This window comes from Pseudoxanthomonas sp. UC19_8, from assembly GCF_042700505.1.
In the GTDB taxonomy this organism is placed as follows: Bacteria; Pseudomonadota; Gammaproteobacteria; order Xanthomonadales; family Xanthomonadaceae; genus Pseudoxanthomonas_A; species Pseudoxanthomonas_A winnipegensis.
Genome location: NZ_CP170559.1, coordinates 1181896 through 1205926, shown reverse-complemented (window position 1 = coordinate 1205926; position 24031 = coordinate 1181896). Strand labels below are relative to the sequence as shown.

The following is a 24031-nucleotide window of genomic DNA, read 5'->3' as shown; positions in this document are numbered from 1 at the left end:
CTTGACACGCAAGGCCGCATTGAGCCGTTTCGGCCGCAAGTTGTAAAGTTTCTTCAACGCGCTAGGCTAGCGCCGATCCCTTTCCCGTCCCCTGCGAGGCCTGCATGAGCGCCGATTCCCTCTCCCCGCGCGATGGCTACGCGGCCCACTACGCCGAACTGGGTGCACACATGCCCGATTCGCTGGACGCGTTCTGGATGCCGTTCACCGCCAACCGTGCGTTCAAGGCCAAGCCGCGCCTGCTGGCCAGCGCCAAGGACATGCACTACATCGACGTCGACGGCCGGCAGATCCTGGACGCCTGCGCCGGGCTGTGGTGCGTCAACGCCGGTCATGCGCGGCCGCGCATCGTCGATGCCGTGCGCCAGCAGATCGGCACGCTCGACTTCGCGCCCAACTTCTCGATGTCCTCGCCGCTGCCGTTCGTGCTGGCCGAGCGTCTGGCCGCGCTGACGCCGGGCGACCTCAACCACGTGTTCTTCACCAACTCGGGCTCCGAGTCGGTGGACACGGCGCTGAAGATCGCCCTGGCCTACCAGCGCGCGCGCGGCGAAGGCCAGCGCACCCGTCTGATCGGCCGCGAGAAGGCCTACCACGGCGTCGGCTTCGGCGGCATCTCGGTGGGCGGGCTGCCCAACAACCGCAAGTGGTTCGGACCCGGCCTGCCGGGCGTGGACCATCTGCGCCACACGCTGGATATCGCGCGCAACGGCTTCTCGCAGGGTCTGCCGCCGCATGGCCTGGAGTGGGCCGAGGAACTGGAACGCGTGATCGCGCTGCACGATCCGTCCACCATCGCCGCGGTGATCATCGAACCGATCTCCGGCAGCGCCGGCGTGATCCTGCCGCCGGAGGGCTATCTCAAGCGCATCCGCGAGATCTGCACGCGGCACGGCATCGTGCTGATCTTCGACGAGGTGATCACCGGCTTCGGCCGCGTCGGCAAGGCCTTCGCCTCGCAGCGCTTCGGCGTCACGCCAGACATCATCACCGCGGCCAAGGGCATCACCAACGGCTGCGTGCCGATGGGCGCGGTGTTCGTGTCCGAGGACATCTTCGAGGCCTTCGACCAGGGGCCGGACAGCGCCATCGACCTGTTCCACGGCTATACCTATTCGGGCCATCCGCTGGCCTGCGCCGCCGCGCTGGCCACGCTGGACACCTATGCCGAGGAGAATTTGTTCGAGAAGGCGATCGAACTGGGCGACTACTGGCAGCAGGGCCTGCATTCACTCAAGGGTCTGCCCCATGTGATCGACCTGCGCAACTTCGGGTTGATCGGTGCGATCGAATTCGCGCCCCGCGAGGGAGCGCCGGGCGCGCGCGGCTTCGAGGTGTTCCGCCGCGCCTTCGAGGACGGCCAGATGCTGACCCGCGTGACGGGCGATGTGATCGCGCTGTCGCCGCCGCTGATCGTGGAGAAGCCGCACATCGACCGGATCTTCAATGTGCTGGCCGATGTGATCAGGGCGACGGGCTGAGGCGGGAGATCGCGCGCGGGGCGACGGCCTGCTTCCCGCCAGTCCCCGCGAACGTCCATGGATCCCCGCGTTCGCGGGGATGACGGAATTTGCGCTGACGCACGTGTGGCGAATGCCCGCTCCGGCACCGCTCCGCCCCTCCCCTTGCGCAGCAGGGGGAGGCCGGGAGGGGGTTGGATCAGGTCGCGGGAAACGCTGGCTCAGGCTTCCAAAGCACCCGCCGTATCAAACCTCTTTCCCGAGCATTCAGGGCCGCAGATGTCACAGGACCCCGGCTCCGCCGGCGCTTGTTGCCCTCACGGAAAGCGCAGCACCGCGGTCAGCGGCAGGTCCGCCTGCCAGCGCCCGCGCCCGCCCAGCGCCTGCAGCTCGATCAGCATTGCCGCGCCCAGCACGTCGCAGCCCTGCTGTCGCGCCAGCGACAGCGCCGCATGCAGCGTGCCGCCCGAGGCCAGCACGTCGTCGACGATCAGCACGCGCGTGCCCGGCGGCAGCGCGTCGCGGTGCATCTGCAGGGTGTCCTTGCCGTATTCCAGGCCGTACTCGACGCTGAGCACCGAAGCGGGCAGCTTGCCCGGCTTGCGCACCGGCACGAACCCGCACTTGAGCGCACGCGCCAACGCCGCGCCGAGGATGAACCCGCGCGATTCGATGCCCAGCACCGCCTGCACGCCGGCCTCGCGCCAGGGATCGGCCAGCGCGGCCGTGGCCGCCGCGAACCCAGCCGCATCGGCCAGCACCGGCGTGATGTCCTTGAACAGCACGCCAGGCTTGGGGAAATCGGGCACATCGCGGATCAGCGCGGCCCATTCGGTTTGCACGGACATCGACACGCTCGTGGTCCTGGGTAAAGCGCGATGCTACTGCACCGCGCCGCACGCTGCCGTGCTCAAGAGCTGCACGACAGCATCGAGCAGCCCACCCGATCGCGCGCCCAGTCCGGGCGCTTGCGGGCGAAGGCCTCGCGCCCCGGCTGATCCTCGTAGGGACGGCGCAGCACCTCCAGCAGCGTGTGGATGCCGCCCAGGTCGCCGTCGTGCGCGCGGTCGATCGCCTCCTGCGCCAGATAGTTGCGCAGCACGTAGCGGGGATTGACCCCGCGCATGCGCGCACGCCGTGCGGCCTCGTCGCCGTCCTGCGCGCAACGCGCGGCGTAGCGCGTCAGCCAGTCGGTGAACGCAGCCGCGTGCAGCTCGAACTTCGCGGCGTCGTAGAACGCCTCGCGCAGCGCCTCCAGCGCCTGCGGGCCTGGAGCCTGCTCGCCCAGCTCGCGGAAGAACAGCGTCATGTCCACCTCGGCCGCGTGCAGCAGCGCGCGCAGATCGGCCATCAGCGCGGCATCGGCCGGCGTGTACTGCGCCAGGCCCAGCTTGGCCGCCGTATCGCGGCGCTCGCAGGCGGCGAACACATCCGCATACGCCTGCAGCCCGGCCTGCAGCGGCGCCGGATCGGCGAACAGCGGGGACAGCGCGCCGGCCAGCCGGCTCAGGTTCCAGAACGCCACCTGCGGCTGCCAGCCGTAGCGATAGCGTCGGCCCTGACGGTCGGTGGTGTTGGGCGTCCAGTCCGGATCGAAGTCGTCGATCCATCCATACGGACCGTAGTCGATGGTCAGGCCCAGGATCGACAGGTTGTCGGTGTTCATCACTCCGTGGACAAAGCCCACCCGCATCCAGTGCGCCATCAGCTCGGCCGTGCGCGTGCACACCTGCGCAAACCAGGCCGCATCGCGCGCCTCGCCGGCCGGGCCGTCGAGCTCGGGAAAGTCGCGCGCGATGGTGAAGTCCACCAGCCGGCGCAGCAGCGCCACATCGCCGCGCGCCGCCGGTAGCTCGAAATGTCCGAAGCGCAGGAACGAGGGCGCCACCCGGCACACGATCGCCCCCGGCTCCGGCGCGGCATGGCCGTCGTAGAACATGTCGCGGATCACCGCATCGCCCGTGCCGACCAGGCACAGCGCGCGCGTGGTCGGCACGCCGAGATGCGCCATCGCCTCGCTGCACAGGAACTCGCGGATCGACGAGCGCAGCACCGCACGGCCGTCGGCGAAGCGCGAGTACGGCGTCGGCCCCGCGCCCTTGAGCTGCAGCTCCTGGCGACGCCCGTCCACCGCGATAACCTCGCCCAGCGAGATCGCCCGCCCATCGCCCAGCTGTCCCGCCCAATGGCCGAACTGATGCCCGCCATAATTGGTGGCGAACGGCGCCATGCCCGGCGCCAGCGCATTGCCGCCGAACACCTGCGCAAAGCGCGGCTCGGCGATGTCCTCGGCCTGCAGGCCCAGCAGCGCGGCGACCTCCGGCGACCAGGCCAGCACGCGCGGCGCCGCCACCGGCGTCGGCGCGACCGAAGACCACAGCGCCCCTTCGACCTGACGCGCCTGCGGCCCCACGACCGGATCGCCCGGCAGCTCGGCGATGAATCGGTTGTCGAAGTTCAACTGCATGGAGCCCGCCTCGCGTTTGCGCCTTGTCGCTGCTGATATGGCGGCGCTACCGGCATAAAAAAGGTGCTTCGCCGGAGGACGCGGGAGCAGCTGTCTCCTCGGATCCCGCAGCGACCTATCTGTAGAGCGGAGCTTGCTCCGCTGCTTTTCGTCCGGTTCGCGCGAAAGGCCCCAGCGGAGCGAGCTCCGCTCTACAGAGTAGGATCCGCCCTTGTGGCCTGTCTGGCCAATGGCGATGGCGCTTTGCCGACGAACCCTCATGGCGGCTCATGCATTACCGGTAGCGCCTTATCGCCGCCATTGGCCAGACAGGCCACAAGGGCGGATCCCACGGTGACTTGGGGCAGACAAAGCACGTCGCGTTCAGCATTTCAGCCGGGACGAGGCTCCGCTGCAGATGGATCGCGATTTCTTTCGACAAGAAGCCTTACTGCCTGACGCGCGCGGCAGCGGTTCGGCGGGCGGTGGCTGCGGCAAGCGAGGCAGGACGCCGAGCGCCCGACTCAGGGCGCCGATGCCCTGATGGAGGGAAAAAGCGGACACCGCCCGCCGAACCGCTGCCCGTCCGAAGCGGCGATGCGTATGCACCTCCGGAGTCGCACCACGCACGGCCCAAGCCCCCTCGATAAAGCAAAAAAAAACGCCGGGACAAGCCCGGCGTTCTTCATGCGTGTTGACGCGGTGGGGGCTGGATTACAGCGCCTGCACCTGGTCGGCCTGCATGCCCTTCTGACCCTGCACGGCCACGAAGGTGACCTGCTGGCCTTCCTTCAGCGACTTGAAGCCGTTGCCCTGGATCGCGCGGAAATGCACGAACAGGTCCGGGCCGCTCTGCGGGGTGATGAAGCCGAAGCCCTTGGCATCGTTGAACCACTTGACGGTGCCGGTCTGACGATCGCTCATTTTTACTACTCCTGAAAACATGATGGGTAATCGCGGCGCCGGGATTCCGGGCCGAGACTGGGTTTGCAGGCGTAGGAAAAACGCAAACGATGTAGCCGATCTGTCGATCTACCGCATCAGGCTCACGAACCACGGTGACCCTGGCAAGCACAGTGGGCCGCACGATACGCAGGTTGCGGTGAAAAAGCCAACACAATCGCCGGCCGATCCAGGAAATTCGCCGGCCAGGCCCCGACATTTCCAAACCCGATCGTTCAACAAGCCACGAAATCCCTTTCAAAACAAACAGCTAGCCGGTAGCATACGCCGTCCGGCAGGTGCCCCAAGTCGCCGCCGGTGGCGCCAGCGGATGCTGCGCTGCAGCAGTGCAGTGGGCGTTCGCGCCGGCTCCAGGCCCTGGATGGCCCTGTCCTGCGCGGGATCCTCCCTGCCCCCTCCTTCCCGTGATCGCCCGCGCCGCCTGCCTGCGCGGGGGACGCGTTTGTTCTCACTTCCTTGTCTTGAGCCATGGCCCTTTCCGCCACGATCCGCAAGGTCGAGCTGCAGATCAGCGACCTCGACCGCAACCACTACGCCAGCCACAGCCTGACCCTGGCCCAGCACCCCTCGGAGACCGACGAGCGCCTGGTGGCGCGCGTGCTGGCCTTCGTCCTGTATGCCGACGAACGCCTGGCCTTCGGCCGCGGCCTGAGCAACGAGGACGAACCCGACCTGTGGCGCCGCGACTACAGCGGCCAGATCGAACAGTGGATCGAACTGGGCCAGCCCGACGAGAGCCGCCTGCGCAAGGCCGCCGGCCGCGCGCGCGAGGTGGTGGTGGTCGGCTACGCCGGGCATGCCGGCGATGTGTGGTGGCACAAGCACGCCGCCTCGCTGCGCCGCATGAAGCAGCTGACCGTGATCGACCTGCCGCAGGACGCGATCCGGGAACTGGCGGCCAGGCTCGTGCGCACCCTGCGCCTGGACGTGCTGATCCAGGACGGCGAAGTCCAGCTGATGGGCGACGATCTGCAGCTGGTGGTGGTCCCCATCGTCCGCCACGCGCCGCAGGACTGAAGGTGCCGTCCGGCTTCACCCACGATGTCCTGATCATCGGCGGCGGCGCGGCCGGGCTGATGTGCGCGGCCACCGCCGGCGCGCGCGGACGGTCGGTGCTGGTGATCGAGCACGCCAACCGCGTGGGCAAGAAGATCCTGATGTCCGGCGGCGGGCGCTGCAACTTCACCAACACCGGTACCTCGCCGGCCAACTATCTGTCGGACAACCCGCACTTCTGCCGCTCGGCGCTGGCGCGCTACACGCCGCGCGACTTCATCGCGCTGGTCGAGAAGCACCGCATCGCCTATCACGAGAAGGAGCTGGGCCAGCTGTTCTGCGACGACGCGTCCAAGCAGATCGTGGCCATGCTGGTCGCCGAATGCGAAGCAGCCGGCGTGCGCATCGCCACCGGCTGCGGCGTGGAGCGCGTGGTCGCACGCGAGGATGGCGGCTATGCGGTGCACACCGCGCAGGGCGTGTTCGCCGCGCCCTCGCTGGTGGTGGCCAGCGGCGGGCTGTCGATTCCCGCCATGGGCGCCAGCGGCTTCGGCTATGCGCTGGCGCGGCAGTTCGGCCACACGGTGCTGCCCACGCGCGCGGGGCTGGTGCCGCTGACGCTGAGCGGCCGCCCGCAGGAGCAGCTGGCCGACCTGGCCGGCGTGTCGCTGCCGGTGCGCGCGGCGTCCGGCAAGGTCGCCTTCGACAACGCCATGCTGATCACCCACCGCGGCATCAGCGGCCCGGCGATCCTGCAGATCTCCTCGTACTGGCAGCCCGGCCAGCCGCTGCACCTGGACCTGCTGCCGGGGCAGGACGCGCTGGCCGTGCTGCAGGCGCAGCGGGCCGCGCGCCCCGCCGCCGAGCTGAAGACGGTGCTGGGCGATCTGCTGCCGCGCCGCTTCGCCCAGCGCCTGTGCGAACACTGGCTGTCCAATCGGCCGATGAAGCAGTTCAACGACCCGCAGCTGCGCCAGGCCGCCGAGCTGCTACGGGCCTGGCCGCTGGTGGCCAGCGGCACCGAGGGCTATCGCACCGCCGAGGTCACGCTGGGCGGCGTGGACACGCGCGAGGTGTCGCAGGCCACGTTCGAATCCAGGCGCGCGCCCGGCCTGCATTTCATCGGCGAGGTGCTGGACGTCACCGGCTGGCTGGGCGGCTACAACTTCCAGTGGGCCTGGGCCAGCGGCCATGCCGCAGGCGAAGCGGTGTAGCGGAAGGTTCCAGGACGGCGGCCAACGGCGCCTGAGCCGGCGCGGCCATCGGGCTTGACCCGACGCCCGCACCCACAAAGCGCAATCGATGCGGCACTGCAGCACGGCCTTCCCGAGGCCGCATGGCATGATCGCGCGCAACGCAATACAGGCGTGGTGTTCCGTGCAGCATTCGATCAAGGGCAAGGCCACCTCGCTCGACATCGCGCACCTGGCCGGCGTGTCCCAGCCCACGGTCTCGCGCGCCCTGCGCGGCAGCCCGATGGTCAACGAAGACACCCGCCGGCGCATCCTGGCCATCGCCGAGCAGCTGCACTACAAGGTCGACAAGAACGCCTCCAACCTGCGCACCCAGCACACCGGGACGCTGGCGCTGCTGTTCTTCGAGGACCCGACGCCGGACGAATCGGCGATCAATCCGTTCTTCCTCTCGATGCTGGGCTCGATCACCCGCGCCTGCGCGCTGCATGGCTACGACCTGCTGATCTCTTTCCAGAACCTGTCCACCGACTGGCAGGCCGACTACGCCGACAGCAAGAAGGCCGATGGGCTGATCCTGCTCGGTTATGGCGACTACCTGCAGTCGCGCGTGCGGCTGGAGAAGCTGCAGCAGCAGGGCATCCGTTTCGTGCGCTGGGGCGCCGCGCTGCCCGGCCAGCCGGGCGTGTCGATCGGCTGCGACAACTTCCAGGGCGGGCACGACATGGCCGCGCACCTGATCGCCCAGGGGCGGCGGCGCATCGCCTTCCTCGGCCATGCCTCGGCGCACTACCCCGAATTCAGGAGCGCCATCGTGGCGTCTGCGCCGCCCTCGACGCGGCGGGGCTGCGGCACGAAGCCGCGCTGCAGGTGGACGCCGAGACCAGCGAACGGTCGGGCTACGACGCGGCGCGCACGCTGCTGGCGCGTGGCGTGGCCTTCGACGCGGTGTTCGGCGCCAGCGACCTGATCGCCATCGGCGCGATGAAGGCGCTGCGCGAGGCAGGCCTGCGCATCCCCGAGCAGGTGGCCGTGGCCGGCTTCGACGATATCCCGCTGGCGGGCTTCGTCACCCCGGCCCTGTCAACCGTGCAGCAGGACACGCGCCAGGCCGGCATGCTGCTGGTGGACGCCCTACTGCAGCAGCTGCACGGCCAGCCCGTGGACAGCCAGACCATCCCCGTCACGCTGGCGCTGCGCGGCTCCACCCACTGCGGCTGAAGCGCCGCGCAGGCGTCACCGCAGGTCGAGGCGCGTAGGCGCGCCCCGCTCAATCGCGCAGCCGGTGGCCCATGTCTTCGGCCAGGCGCTTGCGCAGGTCGGCATTGGTCAGCGCACCGTCGTAGAACAGCACCCGGACGCCATGCGCCGGCACCTCCAGCGCGAGGCGGTCCTCGATGCGCACCTGGCTACCGTCGAAGCCATCGCGCCAAGTGCCGGCCTGCAGCAGCGTCTCCAGTCGCAGGGTCGAGGCCTTATCGGCCTTGTTGAGCAGCACCAGCGCGGTCTGCGCCTGCCCGTCGTGCTCGTAGACGCGATAGAAGGCGCCGGTATCGCCCTTCAGCATCAGGTTGAGCTGGAGCCCGCGCTGCAGGGCGATCGAATCGCGGCGCAGGTTGGCGATGCGCCTGAGGTTGCGGTAGATCGCGCTGTCGCCCGCGGCATCGATGCGCTGCTGGCCGTAGTAGTTGCGGTTGCCGGCATGCTCGGCCGCGCCGCGCATGAAGCCGGTCTCCGAGCCGTAGTAGATCGCCGGGATGCCGCGCGCGGTGAACAGCCAGTTGTTGGCGTCGATGAAGCCCGCATCGCTGGCATCCAGCCGCGCCATGTCGTGGTTGTCGTAGAAGGTGACCAGGTCGTACGGATTTGCGTACGGGCCGTCCTCGAGATACAGCGTGCGCTCCAGGTCCTCGTAGCCACCGCCCTCCTTGCCGAACACCTTCGACAGCCTGGCACGCTGCGGGAAGTCCAGCACGCTGTAGTGACCGTTGCGCTCCAGCGTGTGGGCGGCGATGAAGGCCGCGTCGTAGTCGAAGGCCTCGCCGAACATGAAGAAGCCCGGGTGCCTGGCGCGGATGCGGTCGGCGAACTGCTTCCAGAAGCGGTGCGGCATCCAGCCGATCGTGTCCACGCGAAACGCCGCCGCGCCCTGCTCGATCCACTGCTCGTAGGCGCCGGCCAGATAGTCCAGCACCGCCGGGTTGTCCTCGGCCAGGTCCGAGAGCTGGGCCAGGCCGCCACCGGTGTTGTAGAAGGCGTGCATGGGGTTGTGCTTCGGATCCAGCTGGGACGGATCCAGGTTCTGGTGGTCGGCCAGCTTGCGGCCGTCCTTGTCGAAGATCTGGCCGAACTTGGGCTGCGCCTTGGGCATCGAGTACGCCGGCGAGCCGTGGTTGGCCACGATGTCCAGCACCACGTCCAGCTGCTGGCCCTTCATGGCGCGGGTGAAGCCGGCGAAGTCCAGGCCCTTGCTGGGCAGGTGTTCGTCCAGCTTGTAGAAGTTCACGCCCCAGTAGCCGTGATAACCGGTCTTGCCCCGGTCGGTCATCGCGCTGCCCCAGCGCACCGGATCGCCGCCGGTGAAGGCCTCATCCGGGTTGTCCACGATCGGCGTCACCCACACCGCGCCGAAGCCCATGTCGTGGATATAGCCGGCGTTGTCGACGATGCCTTTGAAGTCGCCGCCGAGGTAGCCGATGTTGTCGCTCTGCCCGACCGGCGCGCCCGGCGTGGGCAGGTCGAAGGTGCGGTGTCGACCGCCCTGGTCGCGATGATCGTTGGACGGATCGCCGTTGACGAAGCGGTCGGTCATCACGAAGTAGATCGCCTTGCTGGCGAAGGGTTCGAGCGTGCCGTACAGCTCGTCGGCGCGCGCCGGCACGGCCAGGGACAGGGCCAACAGCGAAAGGCAGAACGTTCTCATGCGTGGGCTTCCGGACGGGCGTCCCGCACGCGCAGCGTGCACAGGCCGGCCACCAAGAGGCTCAGGCCACCGACGGCCAGCGCGTTGATCGGCGCGCCGCCCAGCACGGTCTTGACCAGCAGGCCCAGGATCGAGGCGGCCACCAGCTGCGGGATGACGATGAAGAAATTGAAGATGCCCATGTACAGGCCCATCTTGCGCGCCGGCACGCTGTCGGACAGCAGCGCATAGGGCAGCGACAGGATCGAGGCCCAGGCGAAGCCCACGCCGACCATCGACAGCAGCAGCCCGTGCGGATCGCGGATCAGCAGAAACGACAGGAACCCCACTCCGCCCAGGCACAGATTGAGCAGATGGCTCCAGCGCAGCCCCAGCACCCGCACCATCTGCGGGATCACGATCGCGGCCAGCGCGGCGAAGCCGTTGTAGGCGGCGAACAGTACACCCACCCAGTTGGCGCCGTCGTTGTAGGCGGCCGAAGTGGTATCGCGCGTGCCGAAGTGCGTGGCCGTGACCGCATCGGTGGTGTAGATCCACATCGCGAACAGGGCGAACCAGGAGAAGAACTGCACCACCGCCAGCCGGCGCATGGTCGGCGGCATGTCCAGCAGATCGTCGACGATAGCCGCATACATGCCGCCGCGCACGCGGCCGCGACCCAGCAGCAGGGCGCCGAACACGGCCGCGCCGCCGCCCAGCACATACAGCTGCTTGTCCAGGCCCAACAGCGCGACCAGCGCGCAGCCGATCAGGCCCAGCACCAGCGCAGCGGTGCCCAGGCGCAGACGCAGCGCGGGCGGGGATGCCGATAGCGCCGGCGCGACCTCCGCCTCCGGCGCTTCGCGCTCGCCGGCCAGCTGGCCCGGCGGGTCCTCGCGCGTGGTGAGCACGGTCCACAGGATGGTCAGCAGCAGCACCGCCCCGCCGAAGTAGAACGCATAGCGCACGGTGTCCGGCACCTCCCCTGCACCGGCGGTGTTGGCCACGCCGGCCTGCGCCAGCAGCCAGGGCAGCAGGCTGGCCACCACCGAGCCGATGCCGATGAAGAAGCTCTGCATCGCATAGCCCGAGGCGCGCTGACGCGTGGGCAGCAGGTCGCCGACGAAGGCGCGGAAGGGCTCCATCGAGATGTTGATCGAGGCGTCCAGCACCCACAGCAGGCCAGCCGCGATCCACAGCGCGGGCGAGTGCGGCATCGCCAGCAGCGCCAGCGTGGCCAGCACCGCACCGATGAGGAAATACGGGCGACGCCTGCCCAGCCGCGTCCAGGTGCGGTCGGACAGATAGCCGACGATGGGCTGCACGATCAGCCCGGTCAGCGGCGCGGCCATCCACAGCACCGGGATGTCGTCCACCGAGGCGCCCAGGGTGTGGAAGATGCGGCTGACGTTGGCGTTCTGCAGGGCGAAGCCGAACTGGATGCCCAGAAAGCCGAAGCACATGTTCCAGATCTGCCAGAACGACAGGGTGCGGGTTTGGCTCATGACGCGCGATCGATCCCCTTGCGACACCGCGCGGCCGTGTCGAATCACGGCCGCGGTTCGCCGGGCGACATGGTGACCGTTGCCGTCGCGCTTTCCATGCTGCAGTGCAACCAAGTGTGTGCATACGCTGCGATGTCAAAGTCGCTTTATTCGAATGTGTACGACACGCCCGAAACACCTATTTTCAAGCGGTATCAGCGATGCGCCGCATGATCGATGCACCCCGCGCGAAGCCCCTTCTTCGACTCACACATCGCAGCGCGCTGCATACGTATTCATGGCCTCGCCCCGTCGTTGCGCGAGGACGCGCCGGGTCATGCGTGGAATAGTGGCGCCCGCTTCGCCCAGGGCCGCTCGCGGCGCCCGGGCCGGATGACTTCGGGGAACGGCAATGAACAACTGGTGGCGCGGCGCGGTGATCTATCAGGTCTACCCGCGCAGCTTCAAGGACACCAATGGCGATGGCGTGGGCGACCTGCCCGGCATCGTCGAGGGCCTGGACTACATCGCCAGCCTGGGCGTGGACGCGATCTGGATCTCGCCGTTCTTCAAGTCGCCCATGGCCGACTTCGGCTATGACATCGCCGACTACCGCGATGTCGATCCGCTGTTCGGCACGCTGGCCGACTTCGACGCCCTGCTGGCCAAGGCGCATGCGCTGGGCCTGAAGGTGATGATCGACCAGGTCCTCAGCCACTGCTCGGACCAGCACGCCTGGTTCCAGGAGAGCCGGCTGAGCCGCGACAACGCCAAGGCCGACTGGTACGTCTGGGCCGATCCGAAGGAGGACGGCACCCCGCCGAACAACTGGATGTCGCTGTTCGGCGGCGTGGCCTGGCGCTGGGAGCCGCGGCGCGAGCAGTACTACCTGCACAACTTCCTCGGCGCGCAGCCGGATCTGAACTTCCACAACCCGGCCGTGCAGCAGGCGACGCTGGACAATGTGCGGTTCTGGCTGGACCGCGGCGTGGACGGCATGCGCCTGGACGCGATCAACTTCTGCTTCCACGACGCGCAGCTGCGCGACAACCCGCCCAAGCCCAAGGACCAGCGCGTGGGCCGCGGCTTCAGCGCGGACAACCCCTACGCCTACCAGTATCACTACTACAACAACACCCGCCCGGAGATGCTGCCCTTCCTGGAGCGGCTGCGCGGGCTGATGGACCGCTATCCGGACGTGGCCGCGCTGGGCGAGATCTCCTCGGAGGACTCGCTGGCCACCACCGCCGAGTACACCGGTCGCAAGCGCCTGCACATGGGCTACAGCTTCGAGCTGCTGGTCGAGGATTTCAGCGCCGGCTACATCCGCGACACCGTCGCCCGGCTGGAGGCGGCGATGGACGATGGCTGGCCGTGCTGGGCCATTTCCAACCACGACGTGCCGCGCGCGGTCTCGCGCTGGGGCGGCGCGGGCGACGATGCCTTCGCCGCGCAGCTGGTGGCGCTGGTGTGCTCGCTGCGCGGCTCGGTGTGCCTGTACCAGGGCGAGGAGCTGGGCCTGAGCGAGGCGCAGGTGCCCTTCGAGCTGCTGCAGGACCCCTACGGCAAGGCCTTCTGGCCCAACTTCAAGGGCCGCGACGGTTGTCGCACACCCCTGCCTTGGCGCGATGCCGATGCCGGCGGCTTCACCAGCGGCAAACCTTGGCTGCCGGTGCCGGCCGAGCACCGTGCGCGCAGCATCGCCGCCCAGCAGGCCGATGCGGACTCGGTCCTGCAGCACGTGCGCCGCTTCCTGCGCTGGCGGCGCCGGCATCCGGCGCTGGTGCTGGGCACGATCGCCTTCCTGCAGACCGACGAGCCGGTGCTGGCCTTCCTGCGCGAACACGAAGACCAGCGCGTGCTGGTGGTGTTCAACCTCTCGGCCCAGGCGCAGCGCTGGACCCTGCCCGAAGGCCTTGCCGCCACCGCGCTGGAGGATCACGGACTGCCGGGTACACGACTCGAAGGACGCACGCTCGCCCTGCCCGCGCGCGGCAGCTGGTTCGGCGCCGTGGCGTGATCGAGCGTGATGTCGGCGGCTGCGCGGAATCGTTCCTGCGCTGCAGCACGGACGCCAGAAACCGCCGGAAAGCCCTTGTTTTCAAGCCGTTTTCGGTCGCGCGAGCGAAGACGCAGGCCGCTGCATCGCCCGTCCGATGACGCCGTTGCAAGCGCACCGCCATGAATACGTATGCAGGCCCATGCACATCCGGGAACGCGCACTACCATGGCCGCCCATTCAAGCAAGGCGCTGTTCCGGGCCTTCGCGAATCGCCGGTGTCGAGGGGGACACCGGATCAACTCGAATGCAGTACCAACATTGACTGGAGGGGAAAATGTTGACTCCCAAGCGCAACCTGCTGTGCCTGTCCATCGCCGTGGCCATGAGCATGGCCACCGCCCAGGCCTGGGCCCAGAGCACGCCGGCCGACACCGAGGCCGATCCGGCCGCGGTCAAGACCGACGCCACCGACCTGGACCGGGTCAAGGTCACCGGCATCCGCCGCGGCATCGAGGGCGCGATCTCGGTCAAGAAGGACGCCACCTCGATCGTCGAGGCGATCTCGGCCGAGGACATCGGCAAGCTGCCCGACGTGAGCATCGCCGAGTCGCTGGCCCGCCTGCCCGGCCTGGCCGCGCAGCGCGTGGCCGGACGCGCGCAGGTGATCAGCGTGCGCGGCCTCTCGCCCGACTTCTCCACCACCCTGCTCAACGGCCGCGAGGTGGTGAGCACCGGCGACAACCGCAGCGTGGAGTTCGACCAGTACCCGTCCGAGCTGGTCAACGGCGTGACCGTGTACAAGACGCCCGACGCCGGCCTGGTCGGCCAGGGCCTGTCGGGCACGGTGGACATGCAGACCGTGCGTCCGCTGAGCTTCGGCGAGCGCGTGATCGCGCTCGGTGGCCGCTACCAGCGCAACTCGCTGGGCAAGGCGGCCAACGTCGATCCTTACGGCAACCGCCTCAGCGCCAGCTACATCGATCAGTTCTTCGACAAGACCCTGGGCCTGTCGATCGGCTATGCGCATACCGACACGCCGATCCAGGAAAACCAGGTCGGCCTGTACGAGCCGTGGAGCACGCAGAACACCGACAGTGGCAACCGCCCCGGCGTGGCGCCGGGCACTTACTTCTCCGACGGCATCAAGGCCCTGCGCCGCACCGGCAACTCCAAGCGCGACGGCGTGATGGCGACCCTGCAGTACCGCCCGTCCAACGCCTGCGACCAGCACGCCTGGACGCCTTCCACACCGAGGCCGAGCAGGTCGATACGGCCAACCAGTTCGAGGTCAACCTCAGCAACTACAACGGCGGCTACACCCCGGGCCTGAACATCGCCAACCCGCAGGTCAACGGCAACGACACCTTCACCGGCGGCACCGCCAGCGGCGTCTATCCGCTGGTGCGCGGCATGTACAACAAGCGCAAGGACAAGATCGACGCCTTCGGCTGGAACAACGCCTTCAATGTCGGCGCGGTCAAGGTCAACGCCGACCTCAACTACTCCAAGGCCACCCGCAAGGAGCTCAACCTGGAGAGCAATCTCCAGCTCACCCCGATGCCGCAGCTGGACACGGTCGGCCTGGCCTATCGCAACAACGACTTCTCGCAGATCTCGCCGGGGCTGAACTACTCCAACCCCGAGTCGCTGTTCATCACCAACACCATCTACGGCTCGGGCTACGGCAAGGTGCCGCAGGTGGAGGACGAGCTGAAGGGCGCGCGCCTGCAGGCCAGCTTGCCCATGCCCGACGCGCTGAGCTGGTTCTCCGACCTGGACGTGGGCGTCAACTACGCCCGCCGCGAGAAGACCAAGCACCAGCCCGAAGGCAACATCAACCTGGGTCCGCAGGGCGACACCACCATCGCCCCCGATCTGCAGTACGCGCCGGTCAACCTGGGCTTCGCCGGCATCGGCTACATCCCGGCCTGGAACGTGCCCGGCGCGGTGGATCGCTACATGCAGTTCTCGCCCAACGAGGACGCCTCCTACCTGGTGTCCAAGGCCTGGACCGTGCTGGAGAAGATCACCACCGCCTGGATGCGCGCGGACATCGACACCCAGTGGGGGGAGGTGGGCGTGCGCGGCAACCTGGGCGTGCAGCTGCAGCACACCGATCAGTCCTCCCAGGCCAACTACTGGGACGGCTCGCAGCCGGCGGGCAGCGAGGTGCGCCCCATCGACGACGGCAAGACCTACAACGACTGGCTGCCCAGCCTCAACCTGGCCTTCCAGTTCCCCGCCGACCAGACCCTGCGCTTCGCCCTGGCCAAGCAGGTCGCGCGCCCGCGCGTGGACCAGATGCGCGCCTCGCTGGAGTTCGGCGTGGATACCTCCACCGGCAAGCCCGGCGCCAGCGGCGGCAATCCGATGCTCGATCCGTGGCGCGCCAATGCGCTGGACATCTCCTACGAGAAGTATTTCGGCGAGAAGGCCTACGTGGCCGCCGCGTTCTTCTACAAGGATCTCAAGAGCTACATCTACACCCAGACCCGCGACGACTACGACTTCAGCGACCTGGTCGCCGGCTACGTGCGTCCGCCCGGCATGACCGTGCCGGTGCAGACCACCGGCACCTTCAGCGCGCCGTTCAACGGCAAGGGCGGCAAGCTGCGCGGCCTGGAACTGACCGCCTCACTGCCGCTGGACATGGTGTTCGCGCCCCTGGAGGGCTTCGGCATCCAGGCCAGCGCCACGTTCAACGACAGCGACGTCAAGATCAAGGATCCGGAGAGCGCCTCCAGCGTCGGCGACGGCGCGATCAGCCTGCCCGGCCTGTCCGATCGCGTATACAACCTCACCGCCTACTTCGAGCGCAACGGCTTCGAGGCGCGCGTGAGCCAGCGCCGCCGCTCGGACTTCATCGGCGAGATCGGCAACTTCAACGGCAACCGCACCCTGCGCTACGTGGTCGGCGAGAACATCACCGACGCCCAGGTCAGCTACACCTTCGGCAGCGGCCGGTTGGACGGCCTGAGCCTGCTGCTGCAGGCCAGCAACCTCACCAACACCCCGTACCGCACCTACGCCGGCAGCAAGGACCGCCCGCTGGAGTACATCGAGTGGGGCCGCACCATCGTGCTGGGCGTGAACTACAAGTTCTGACTCGCTTCGCCTGAGAAGATGAAGCAAGGGCGCCGGATCGCATCCGGCGCCCTTTTTTGGTTGCTTCTCTGGATTGATGGACCGGCGCCCTTCTTTTGCTGCTTCTCTCGACTGATGGACCGCAGCCCATTTTTTGCTTCTCTCGACTGATCGATTGGCGCATGCGCGTGTCGAGCTTCTTGGGGGGGTGGCGGGCCGGCAGGGCGCGGCGCCTCGGCTCGCTGATTCCCGGAAGGCCGGCGTCTGGATGGAAAAGGCCTGAGTGGGTTTCATGCTGCGCTGCGAGCAGCTGTCTCTCAGATCGCAGCCTCGTTGTAGAGCGGAGCTTGCTCCGCTGCTCTTCGTTCGGTTCGCAGGGAAAGCCCCAGCGGAGCAAGCTCCGCTCTACAAGTGGCAGCCGGCGAGCACCAGGCGCGCCGCCGCGGTCCATCTTTCGAGCCGAAGCCCATGCGCTCAACGCGCGCGGCAGCGGGCCGGCGGGCGGAGGCCGCGCCTAGCGAGGCAGGATGCCCTGACCGAGGGAAAAGCGGACGCCGCCCGCCGGACCGCTGCCTTTCCGAAGCAACAACGCGCACGCACCACGGTCCATCGCAACGTGATCCCTCGCTCAGGGGAACAACATTCCCCGACTCAAGTCCCCGGTCGCGCCACCACCTTGGGCTCGTGCACTTCCTCGCCCGGCTTGGCGCGGCCGGCCATCTCCGCGCCGGCGTCGGGCGCCAGCTTGCGCATGGCGATCACCGAGCTGGCCGAGATCAGGCCGATGGTGAGGAAGGCGAAGGTGAAGTTGATCGGCACCCCGGTCGGCTGACCGGTCGCCAGGCTGGCCAGGCTGAGCGCATAGCCGCCGACCGTCACGCCCAGGGCCAGCGAGATCTGCTGGATCATCGCCGCCAGGCTGGTCGCCTGCCCCATCCGCGCCTGATCCACTTCCGAATAGATGATCGCGTTGAGGCTGGTGAACTGCAGCGAGCGGAAACAGCCACCGACCAGCAGCAGCGTCACCATCAGCAGATACGGCGTCCCCGGCCGGAAGAAGCCATAAGTCGCCAGCATCAGCGAGGCCGCCACCGCGTTGAACACCATCACCTTGCGGAAGCCATAGCGCTTGAGGATGCGCGCCGCCAGCGTCTTCATGAACATCGCGCCAGCCGCCGAAGTAAAGGTGATCGCACCGGACTGCAGCGGATTGAGGCCGAAGCCCAGCTGCAGCATCAGCGGCAGCAGGAACGGGATCGCGCCGATGCCGATGCGGAACACCGACCCGCCCAGCACGCCGATGCGATAGGTCGGCAGCTGCAGCAGGCTCAGATCGATCAGCGGATGCGCGACCCGGCGCGCATGCCACAGGTAGACGCCCATCACCGCCCCACCCACCGCCACGCAGCCCAGCGCCAGACCGATATTGACCATGTGCCGGCCCAACGTGGCCAGCCCGAACATCGTCAGCGCAAGGCCCAATCCCGACAGCGCGAAGCCCGTCCAGTCCAGCGGCTGCACCGGCTCCTTGAGCAGCGGGATATGCCGCCACGCCAGCCACATGCCCAGCGCGCCGATCGGCAGATTGATCAGAAAGATGAAACGCCAGTGGCTGTAGGTGGTGATCAGACCGCCGAGCAGCGGGCCCAGGATCGGCCCCAGCAGCGCGGGGATGGTCAGCCAGCTCAGCGCCCGCACCAGCTCGGCCTTGGCCACGCTGCGCAACAGCACCAGCCGCCCGACCGGCACCATCATCGCCCCGCCCATGCCCTGGACGAAGCGCGCGGCGACCATCCATTCCAGCGAAGTCGAGGCCGCGCAGCCCAGCGAGCCGAGCAGGAACACCGCGATGGCCGTCATGAAGGTCGGCCGCGCGCCGAAGCGGTCGGCGACCCAGCCGCTGATGGGGATGAACACCGCCAGCGCCAGCAGGTAGGTGGTCAGGGCCAGCTTCAGCGCCACCGGCTCCACGCCCAGGTCCGTGGCGATCGCCGGCAGCGAGGTGGTGATCGCCGTGGAGTCCATGTTCTCGATGAACAAGGCGGTGGCGACGATCAGCGGCAGCAGGCGTTCGGGCTTCAATGGACCGGTGGGGCGACAGCGGTAGCGGTGATTTTCGCTCAAACGCCCTTGCTCGCGCGTGAGCCGCGGCCCGGCCCGGCCCGCTGGCCGGCACACGCCGAGTTCAGACCTTGCCGTACCAGCGCGCGATCGCCGGCGACAGCCGATCGGTGAGGTCGATGTCCAGGCTGCGATAGCCGTCCAGCACATCGCCCAGCGCCCGCCCGGCCGGCGTGGGACCGACCAGGCCCTCCAGCTCCTCGACGCTGAGCTGGGCATCGGCCCAGTCGTAGAGCCGGTCGATCCGCGACAGGGCCGCCGCCCGCAGCCAGCCGTGCAGCGGCAGCACGCGATAGCCGCCCTGCGCCAGCTCGGCCACGTGCATGGCCAGCGGCGCGGCCACGCCGCGGAACCACTCGGTCTGGCCGCCGGCCGCATCGCGGATGGTCAGCGGCATCGGCGCGCGATGGGCACGCAGCGGCCCGCGCAGCCGCAGTTCCAGGTCGCGGGCATCGCGGACGGTCTCGGTCTCGATCAGCACGCCGCTGTGCAGGTCGAAGAACTCGAACCAGCGCGGATGCAGCGCGCCGATCCGCCCCAGCGGATCGCGCGAGAACCCGATCTTGCAGAAGTCCTCCCAGGCGCACGGAAAGACATAGGTGAAGCAGCGCCCGTCGATCGGGAACGCCGCCTTGACGGCGCGGCTCACGATGCGGCGCGCTGCGGAGCGGCCGGCGCGGGAGGAACTCCGGCCGCCTCATCCGGCGCCGGCTCCCAGCCAAACACGCTGCGCCCGCCATAGCGGTGTGACTGGCGGCGCTCCTCTTCCAGGTACGCCTCCAGCGACGGACCTTCGGCCTGCGCCTCCAGCTGCCGCGCCTGCGCATCCAGGCGGCGGATCGCCTCGAGCTTTTCCTCGTTGCCCAGCCGGGCCTGGCGCACGGCGGTCTTGAGCACGCCGATGGTGTGGTCCAGCACCCGGGTCGGCACCGGGAAGGGATGCCGGTCCTTGCCGCCATGGGCCAGCGAAAACCGCGCCGGATCGCTGAAGCGGCACGGCGTGCCGTGCAGCACCTCGGCCACCATCGCCAGCGAGCGCACGGTGCGCGCGCCCACGCCGGGCACCTGCAACAACGCAGTGAAGTCCTTCGGCCCCTGCTCGGCGGCCGCGGCCAGGCTGCCATGCAGCCGGCGCAGGACGATGTCCTGGGCGCGCACGTCGTGATGGTCCGGTAGCGACAGATGCGGCTGCGCGGCCGGATTCCAGGCCTGCGGATCGGGTGCCTCCGCCGCCGGCTCGGCGAACAGGTCGCCGGTGACGGGCAAGGCGGCCTCGGTCCGCGCGCGTGCCAAGCGCTTGACCGTCGCCGCCGACGGCGTCGCCAGGCGCCCGTACTCGCGCGCGATTTCCTGCGGGCTCAACGTCTGCAGCAGCGAGACCTGCGCCGCCCGCGCGCCGGCGGCCCGACGATCGGCCAGGTTGACGATCGCACCCTGGCGCGGGCCCTCGATGGCCGCGTGCGGCGCATCGACGAAGTCCTTCAGCCCTTCGGACAGCCAGTGATAGCGACGCGCCTGCCTGCTGGCGGTGTTCATGCCCTGCTGCACCACCACCCACTGGCCGTCGTCGCCGACGATGAAGCCGTGCAGATACAGGTCGAACCCGTCCTGCACCGCCGCGCTGTCCACCTTGGCCACAAGCCGGCTGGCGCGCGCCAGCGCCGCGCCGTCCACGCCGGTGCGCTCGCCCACCGCCAGCAGCTCGTCGGGCGTGGCGCGCGAATGCCGGCCGCGCCCGCCGCAGACATGGATGCCCAGCTCGCCCGACAGCGGCGTCAGCCCGCGCTTGAGCGCGCCGATCACGCTGGTGGTGATGCCGGAGGAATGCCAGTCCATGCCCATCACCGCGCCGAAGGACTGGAACCAGAACGGATGGGCCAGCCGCCGCAGCAGCTCGTCGCGCCCATAGGTGTGGACGATGGCCTGGCACATCACCGCGCCCAGCCGGGTCATGCGCTGGCCCAGCCACGCCGGTACGCGCCCGCCATGCAGGGGAAGATCGGCGCTGCCGCCGCGTCGGGTCATGGAACCTGCCTCACCGCGCCAGCCTGCCACGTGCCCATCTCAGCGCGTGAGACGGCTAAAGCACCTCGGACACGAAGTACGCCACGAACGCCAGCAGCAGGAGGACACAGCCCGCAGACGCGAGCCTGCTCGCGCGCGATGCGGGGCCGGTCATGGCCTGTTCGGCGGGGAACGGCAAGCTGATCGCACGCAGGGTGCTCAGAAACCCCGCCGTCGCGGCGATCACGCGCAGCCAGTCGTTGCGCAGCCAGGGCATGCACCAGGGCCTCGATGCTCGCCTGATCCTGCAGCGCGCCGGGCGCGCCCTTGGCGACGGCCCAGAGCGCGGCATTCATGGGCCAGAACGACGCCACGGTGAAGACCAGCACGACCAGGATCGTCAGCGCCGAGGCCAGCAGCCAGCGGCGGTAGCGCATCGGGGTGCGCCAGCCGGCGAAGACCGCGATCCACGTGGCGACCAGCAGCAAGGCCGAGGGCGGAATGAAGAAATCACCGGTATTGACCGGATACGCGGCCCCGTAGGGCAACAGCCGCAACGAGGCCGGCGGCGCCGCGCTCCAGGCGCCCGCCAGGACCACCAGGTCGAAGACCTTGGCCCCCAGCAGGACGCCCCACGCGATCGCCGCGAACCAGAGCGCGCCACGCACGATCCTTTGACGCCATGGCGAAGCGGGCACCACGCTCGGGCTGGACATGCACGGTCCTTCAGGCTGCGGTGACCGCATCGTACCGGACCCGTCGGCCTCGGCATCGCCCGACGGTCGCACCGCGGCCGCGCTACACGTAGCGCGGGATCGGCCCCAGCTGCGGCGTCTGATCGGGCAGATCGACCTCGGTCCTGTCCACGTAGCACCAGCCCCAGCCTTCGGGCGGGTCGTAGCCCTCGATGATGGGATGGCCGGTGGCGTGGAAATGCGCGCTGGCGTGGCGATGCGGCGAATCGTCGCAGCAGCCCACGTGGCCACAGATGCGGCACAGGCGCAGATGCACCCACGGGCTGCCGATGGCCAGGCAATCCTCGCAGCCCTTGGCGCTGGGCGTGACCTCGGCGATGTCATCCAGATGCGTGCAACGGGATATGATGGCTCCTTCAGGGCTCTGCGGCAGGGCGCGGCTCCAGGGCCGCCAGGTATTGATGGATCTGCGCGACCACGGCCGCGCCCTCGCCCACCGCGGCGGCCACGCGCTTGACCGAACCTGCGCGCACATCGCCGATGGCGAACACGCCGGGCCGGTCGGTCTCCAGCAAGGCCGCGCCGTTGGCACCGGTGACCACGAAGCCGGCCGGGTCCAGCGTCACGCAGCCCTTGAGCCAATCGGTGTTGGGGTCGGCGCCGATGAACAGGAACAGATGCCGCAGCGAGCAACTGTGCGACTGGCCGCTCGTGCGATCGCGATAGGTCGCACCGGCCAGCGCGCCCTGATCGTCGGCCTCCAGCGACAGCAGCTCGGTATTGGTGTGCAGCTCCACGTTGGGCAGCGCCTGGATGCGTTCGATCAGGTAGCTGGACATCGACGCCTCCAGGCTCTTGCCGCGGATGACCAGATGCAGCTTCTTCACCTTCGGCGCCAGGTAGACCACCGCCTGCCCGGCCGAATTGCCGCCGCCCAGCAGCGCGATCTCCTCGCCGGCGCACATGCGCGCCTCGATCGGGGAGGCCCAGTAGGACACGCCGCTGCCCTCGAAGCGCGCCAGCTGCGCGACCTCCGGCCGGCGATAGCGCGCCCCGGAAGCGACCACCACCGTGCGCGCCTGCACCACCTGGCCGTTGTCCAGGCTCAGCTGCAGCGGCGCATGCGGATCCTCGGCCCTGGCCTCGCACTGCAGCGTGCGCACATCCAGCGGCAGCGCCAGTTCCACGCCGAACTTCAGCGCCTGGTTGTAGGCGCGCCCGGCCAGCGCCTGGCCGGAGATGCCGGTGGGGAAGCCCAGATAGTTCTCGATGCGCGAAGACGCACCGGCCTGCCCGCCGATGGCGCGCTGCTCCAGCACCAGCACCGAGAGCCCCTCGGACGCCGCATAGACCGCCGTCGCCAGCCCCGCCGGCCCCGCGCCGACCACGACCACATCGTGGACCACCGCCGGATCCAGCTCCGGCGTCATGCCCAGGCAGCTGGCCGCGGCCAGGTTGGTCGGCCGCTTGAGCACGGTGCCGTTGGGGCAGATCATCAGCGGCAGTTCTTCGGCGTGGATGCCCAGGCGCTCGACCAGGGCCTGGCCCTGCGCGTCCTGGGTCGCGTCCAGCAGCGTGTTGGGATAGCCGTTGCGGGTGAGGAAGCCCTGCAGCCGCACCAGCTCGGCCTCGCCCGGCTGGCCGACCAGCACCGAGCCGACCGCCTTGCTTTCGATCAGGCCCACGCGGCGCAGGATCAGCGCGCGCATCACGATTTCGCCCAGCTCGGCCGCGCCGATCAGCAGGGCGCGCAGATGCGCGGCATCCAGGGGCACGGCCGTACAGCCCTGCGCACCGGCCACGCCACCGGCCAGCGAACTACGCCCGGCCAGCTGGCTGACCTCGCCGGTGAAGCTGCCCACGCCGTGCTCGTGGATGACCTCCTCATGGCCCAACCCGTCGCGACGCGACACGACGATGCTCCCCTCCAGCACCAGCCAGACCGGCGCCGGGTGGTCGCCGACGGCAAACACCTCCTCGCCCGGCGCGAACCGCCGCAGCGGCCCGCTGGCGAACCGTCGCGCCGTGGCCAGCTGGGCCGCATCCAGCGCCGGGTACATCTGGTGATGCCGGGTATCGATCAGTGCCATGCGAATGCTCGGTGTCCAGGCAGCAGACCCCCGCCGCCGAACGCCCTTTCTACCATCTTGGGTCGATCCGGGACCGCATACCTGCGCGGCGCGCCGGACCACGCAAGGCAAGCCCAAGGCCTGCCCCGCATCATGGTGCCGGAAAATTCAAAAACCCTCTGTAGAGCGGAGCTTGCTCCGCTGCCTTTCTGTCAGATCGCCCGGAAATGATCAACGAAGCAAGCCCCACTGCCCTTCGATCAGATCGCCTGGAATGCTCCAGCGGAGCAAGCTCCGCTCTACAGGGCCGTTGCCCTTCGACCAGATCACCGAAGATGCCCAGCAGGACAGATATCGCTGCCTGCCAGATCGCCGAAAGCGCCGATCATCGAGCGATCGCAAGCGATCAGCACATCACGCGACATGGCGCAGAAAAATTCAAACCCTCTGTAGAGCGGAGCTTGCTCCGCTGCCCTTCGATCAGATCGCCTGGAATGCTCCAGCGGAGCAAGCTCCGCTCTACATGGCCGCTGCCCTTCGGCCAGATCACCGAAGATGCCCAGCGCAACAGATACCGCTGCCTGCCAGATCGCCGAAAGCGCCAATCATCGA

16 protein-coding genes and 2 pseudogenes are annotated in these 24031 nt (G+C 68.8%); 6 read left to right on the top strand and 12 right to left on the bottom strand.

All coding sequences use genetic code 11. The features are described from left to right. Nucleotides 1-170 precede the first annotated feature (170 nt). Entirely contained in the window at nt 171-1481 is a 1311-nt protein-coding gene (locus ACFJIT_RS05170; protein WP_337053785.1) for an aspartate aminotransferase family protein, read from the top strand. Between the two features lie 296 nt (nt 1482-1777). Here the strand turns inward: ACFJIT_RS05170 and ACFJIT_RS05165 are convergent, their stop codons facing one another. The 3 genes from ACFJIT_RS05165 to ACFJIT_RS05155 form a co-directional block, all read right to left on the bottom strand. Continuing rightward, entirely contained in the window at nt 1778-2308 is a 531-nt protein-coding gene (locus ACFJIT_RS05165) for an adenine phosphoribosyltransferase (RefSeq protein WP_379655241.1), read from the bottom strand. Nucleotides 2309-2370: 62 nt separating this feature from the next. After that, nucleotides 2371-3927, bottom strand: a complete 1557-nt coding sequence (locus tag ACFJIT_RS05160) for a YdiU family protein (protein WP_379655240.1) — start codon at nt 3925-3927, stop codon at nt 2371-2373. A gap of 693 nt (nt 3928-4620) precedes the next feature. Then, nucleotides 4621-4830, bottom strand: coding sequence for a cold-shock protein (locus ACFJIT_RS05155; RefSeq protein ID WP_130517728.1), 210 nt, complete (start codon nt 4828-4830; stop codon nt 4621-4623). Nucleotides 4831-5337: 507 nt separating this feature from the next. Here ACFJIT_RS05155 and ACFJIT_RS05150 point away from each other — a divergent pair. From ACFJIT_RS05150 to ACFJIT_RS05140, 3 genes and pseudogenes are all read left to right on the top strand, one after another. Continuing rightward, nucleotides 5338-5886 (top strand): YaeQ family protein, encoded by a 549-nt coding sequence (locus tag ACFJIT_RS05150; protein ID WP_130522839.1) that lies wholly within the window; start codon nt 5338-5340, stop codon nt 5884-5886. Nucleotides 5887-5888: 2 nt separating this feature from the next. After that, entirely contained in the window at nt 5889-7079 is a 1191-nt protein-coding gene (locus ACFJIT_RS05145; protein WP_379655239.1) for an NAD(P)/FAD-dependent oxidoreductase, read from the top strand. Between the two features lie 127 nt (nt 7080-7206). Beyond that, nucleotides 7207-8279: pseudogene (locus ACFJIT_RS05140) on the top strand (LacI family DNA-binding transcriptional regulator). A 49-nt stretch (nt 8280-8328) separates the two neighbouring features. On the opposite strand, the gene ACFJIT_RS05135 reads toward ACFJIT_RS05140, so the two are convergent. Together ACFJIT_RS05135 and ACFJIT_RS05130 are read right to left on the bottom strand one after the other, a co-directional pair. Beyond that, the gene (locus tag ACFJIT_RS05135) at nt 8329-9981 is read right to left on the bottom strand and encodes an alpha-amylase family glycosyl hydrolase (protein WP_379655238.1); all 1653 of its coding nucleotides are present in this window, start codon (nt 9979-9981) and stop codon (nt 8329-8331) included. After that, nucleotides 9978-11465, bottom strand: a complete 1488-nt coding sequence (locus ACFJIT_RS05130) for an MFS transporter (RefSeq protein ID WP_379655237.1) — start codon at nt 11463-11465, stop codon at nt 9978-9980. Before ACFJIT_RS05130 ends, ACFJIT_RS05135 begins: the two co-directional genes overlap by 4 nt. A gap of 391 nt (nt 11466-11856) precedes the next feature. Between ACFJIT_RS05130 and ACFJIT_RS05125 the strand changes: the two genes are divergently transcribed. Together ACFJIT_RS05125 and ACFJIT_RS05120 are read left to right on the top strand one after the other, a co-directional pair. Next, nucleotides 11857-13464: an alpha-glucosidase family protein gene (locus tag ACFJIT_RS05125; protein ID WP_379655236.1), complete on the top strand. Its 1608-nt coding sequence runs from the start codon at nt 11857-11859 to the stop codon at nt 13462-13464. A gap of 316 nt (nt 13465-13780) precedes the next feature. Continuing rightward, nucleotides 13781-16551 (top strand): annotated as a pseudogene (locus ACFJIT_RS05120) (TonB-dependent receptor). Nucleotides 16552-17181: 630 nt separating this feature from the next. Here ACFJIT_RS05120 and ACFJIT_RS05115 read toward each other — a convergent pair. The 7 genes from ACFJIT_RS05115 to ACFJIT_RS05085 form a co-directional block, all read right to left on the bottom strand. Beyond that, on the bottom strand, nt 17182-18612 hold the full coding sequence (locus ACFJIT_RS05115) for an MFS transporter (protein WP_379655235.1): 1431 nt from the start codon (nt 18610-18612) through the stop codon (nt 17182-17184). A 103-nt stretch (nt 18613-18715) separates the two neighbouring features. Then, entirely contained in the window at nt 18716-19300 is a 585-nt protein-coding gene (locus ACFJIT_RS05110; RefSeq protein WP_379655234.1) for a GIY-YIG nuclease family protein, read from the bottom strand. Further along, nucleotides 19297-20676 (bottom strand): DUF763 domain-containing protein, encoded by a 1380-nt coding sequence (locus tag ACFJIT_RS05105; protein ID WP_379655233.1) that lies wholly within the window; start codon nt 20674-20676, stop codon nt 19297-19299. Before ACFJIT_RS05105 ends, ACFJIT_RS05110 begins: the two co-directional genes overlap by 4 nt. Beyond that, nucleotides 20673-21371: a DUF1772 domain-containing protein gene (locus tag ACFJIT_RS05100; protein WP_379655232.1), complete on the bottom strand. Its 699-nt coding sequence runs from the start codon at nt 21369-21371 to the stop codon at nt 20673-20675. Before ACFJIT_RS05100 ends, ACFJIT_RS05105 begins: the two co-directional genes overlap by 4 nt. 82 nt (nt 21372-21453) lie before the next feature. Then, nucleotides 21454-21759: a UBP-type zinc finger domain-containing protein gene (locus ACFJIT_RS05095; RefSeq protein ID WP_379655719.1), complete on the bottom strand. Its 306-nt coding sequence runs from the start codon at nt 21757-21759 to the stop codon at nt 21454-21456. A 7-nt stretch (nt 21760-21766) separates the two neighbouring features. Further along, on the bottom strand, nt 21767-23440 hold the full coding sequence (locus tag ACFJIT_RS05090) for an FAD-dependent oxidoreductase (RefSeq protein ID WP_379655231.1): 1674 nt from the start codon (nt 23438-23440) through the stop codon (nt 21767-21769). A gap of 305 nt (nt 23441-23745) precedes the next feature. Further along, complete coding sequence (locus tag ACFJIT_RS05085; RefSeq protein WP_379655230.1) at nt 23746-24024, bottom strand: hypothetical protein; 279 nt, start codon at nt 24022-24024, stop codon at nt 23746-23748. Nucleotides 24025-24031: the final 7 nt, after the last annotated feature.

What these genes read in the sequence shown, in the direction of transcription:
- ACFJIT_RS05170 (WP_337053785.1), top strand. Translation starts at nt 171, where the DNA reads ATGCCCGATTCGCTGGACGCGTTCTGGATGCCGTTCACCGCCAACCGT.
- ACFJIT_RS05165 (WP_379655241.1), bottom strand. Translation starts at nt 2,308, where the DNA reads ATGTCCGTGCAAACCGAATGGGCCGCGCTGATCCGCGATGTGCCCGAT.
- ACFJIT_RS05160 (WP_379655240.1), bottom strand. Translation starts at nt 3,927, where the DNA reads ATGCAGTTGAACTTCGACAACCGATTCATCGCCGAGCTGCCGGGCGAT.
- ACFJIT_RS05155 (WP_130517728.1), bottom strand. Translation starts at nt 4,830, where the DNA reads ATGAGCGATCGTCAGACCGGCACCGTCAAGTGGTTCAACGATGCCAAG.
- ACFJIT_RS05150 (WP_130522839.1), top strand. Translation starts at nt 5,338, where the DNA reads ATGGCCCTTTCCGCCACGATCCGCAAGGTCGAGCTGCAGATCAGCGAC.
- ACFJIT_RS05135 (WP_379655238.1), bottom strand. Translation starts at nt 9,981, where the DNA reads ATGAGAACGTTCTGCCTTTCGCTGTTGGCCCTGTCCCTGGCCGTGCCG.
- ACFJIT_RS05130 (WP_379655237.1), bottom strand. Translation starts at nt 11,465, where the DNA reads ATGAGCCAAACCCGCACCCTGTCGTTCTGGCAGATCTGGAACATGTGC.
- ACFJIT_RS05125 (WP_379655236.1), top strand. Translation starts at nt 11,857, where the DNA reads ATGAACAACTGGTGGCGCGGCGCGGTGATCTATCAGGTCTACCCGCGC.
- ACFJIT_RS05105 (WP_379655233.1), bottom strand. Translation starts at nt 20,676, where the DNA reads ATGACCCGACGCGGCGGCAGCGCCGATCTTCCCCTGCATGGCGGGCGC.
- ACFJIT_RS05100 (WP_379655232.1), bottom strand. Translation starts at nt 21,371, where the DNA reads ATGTCCAGCCCGAGCGTGGTGCCCGCTTCGCCATGGCGTCAAAGGATC.
- ACFJIT_RS05090 (WP_379655231.1), bottom strand. Translation starts at nt 23,440, where the DNA reads ATGGCACTGATCGATACCCGGCATCACCAGATGTACCCGGCGCTGGAT.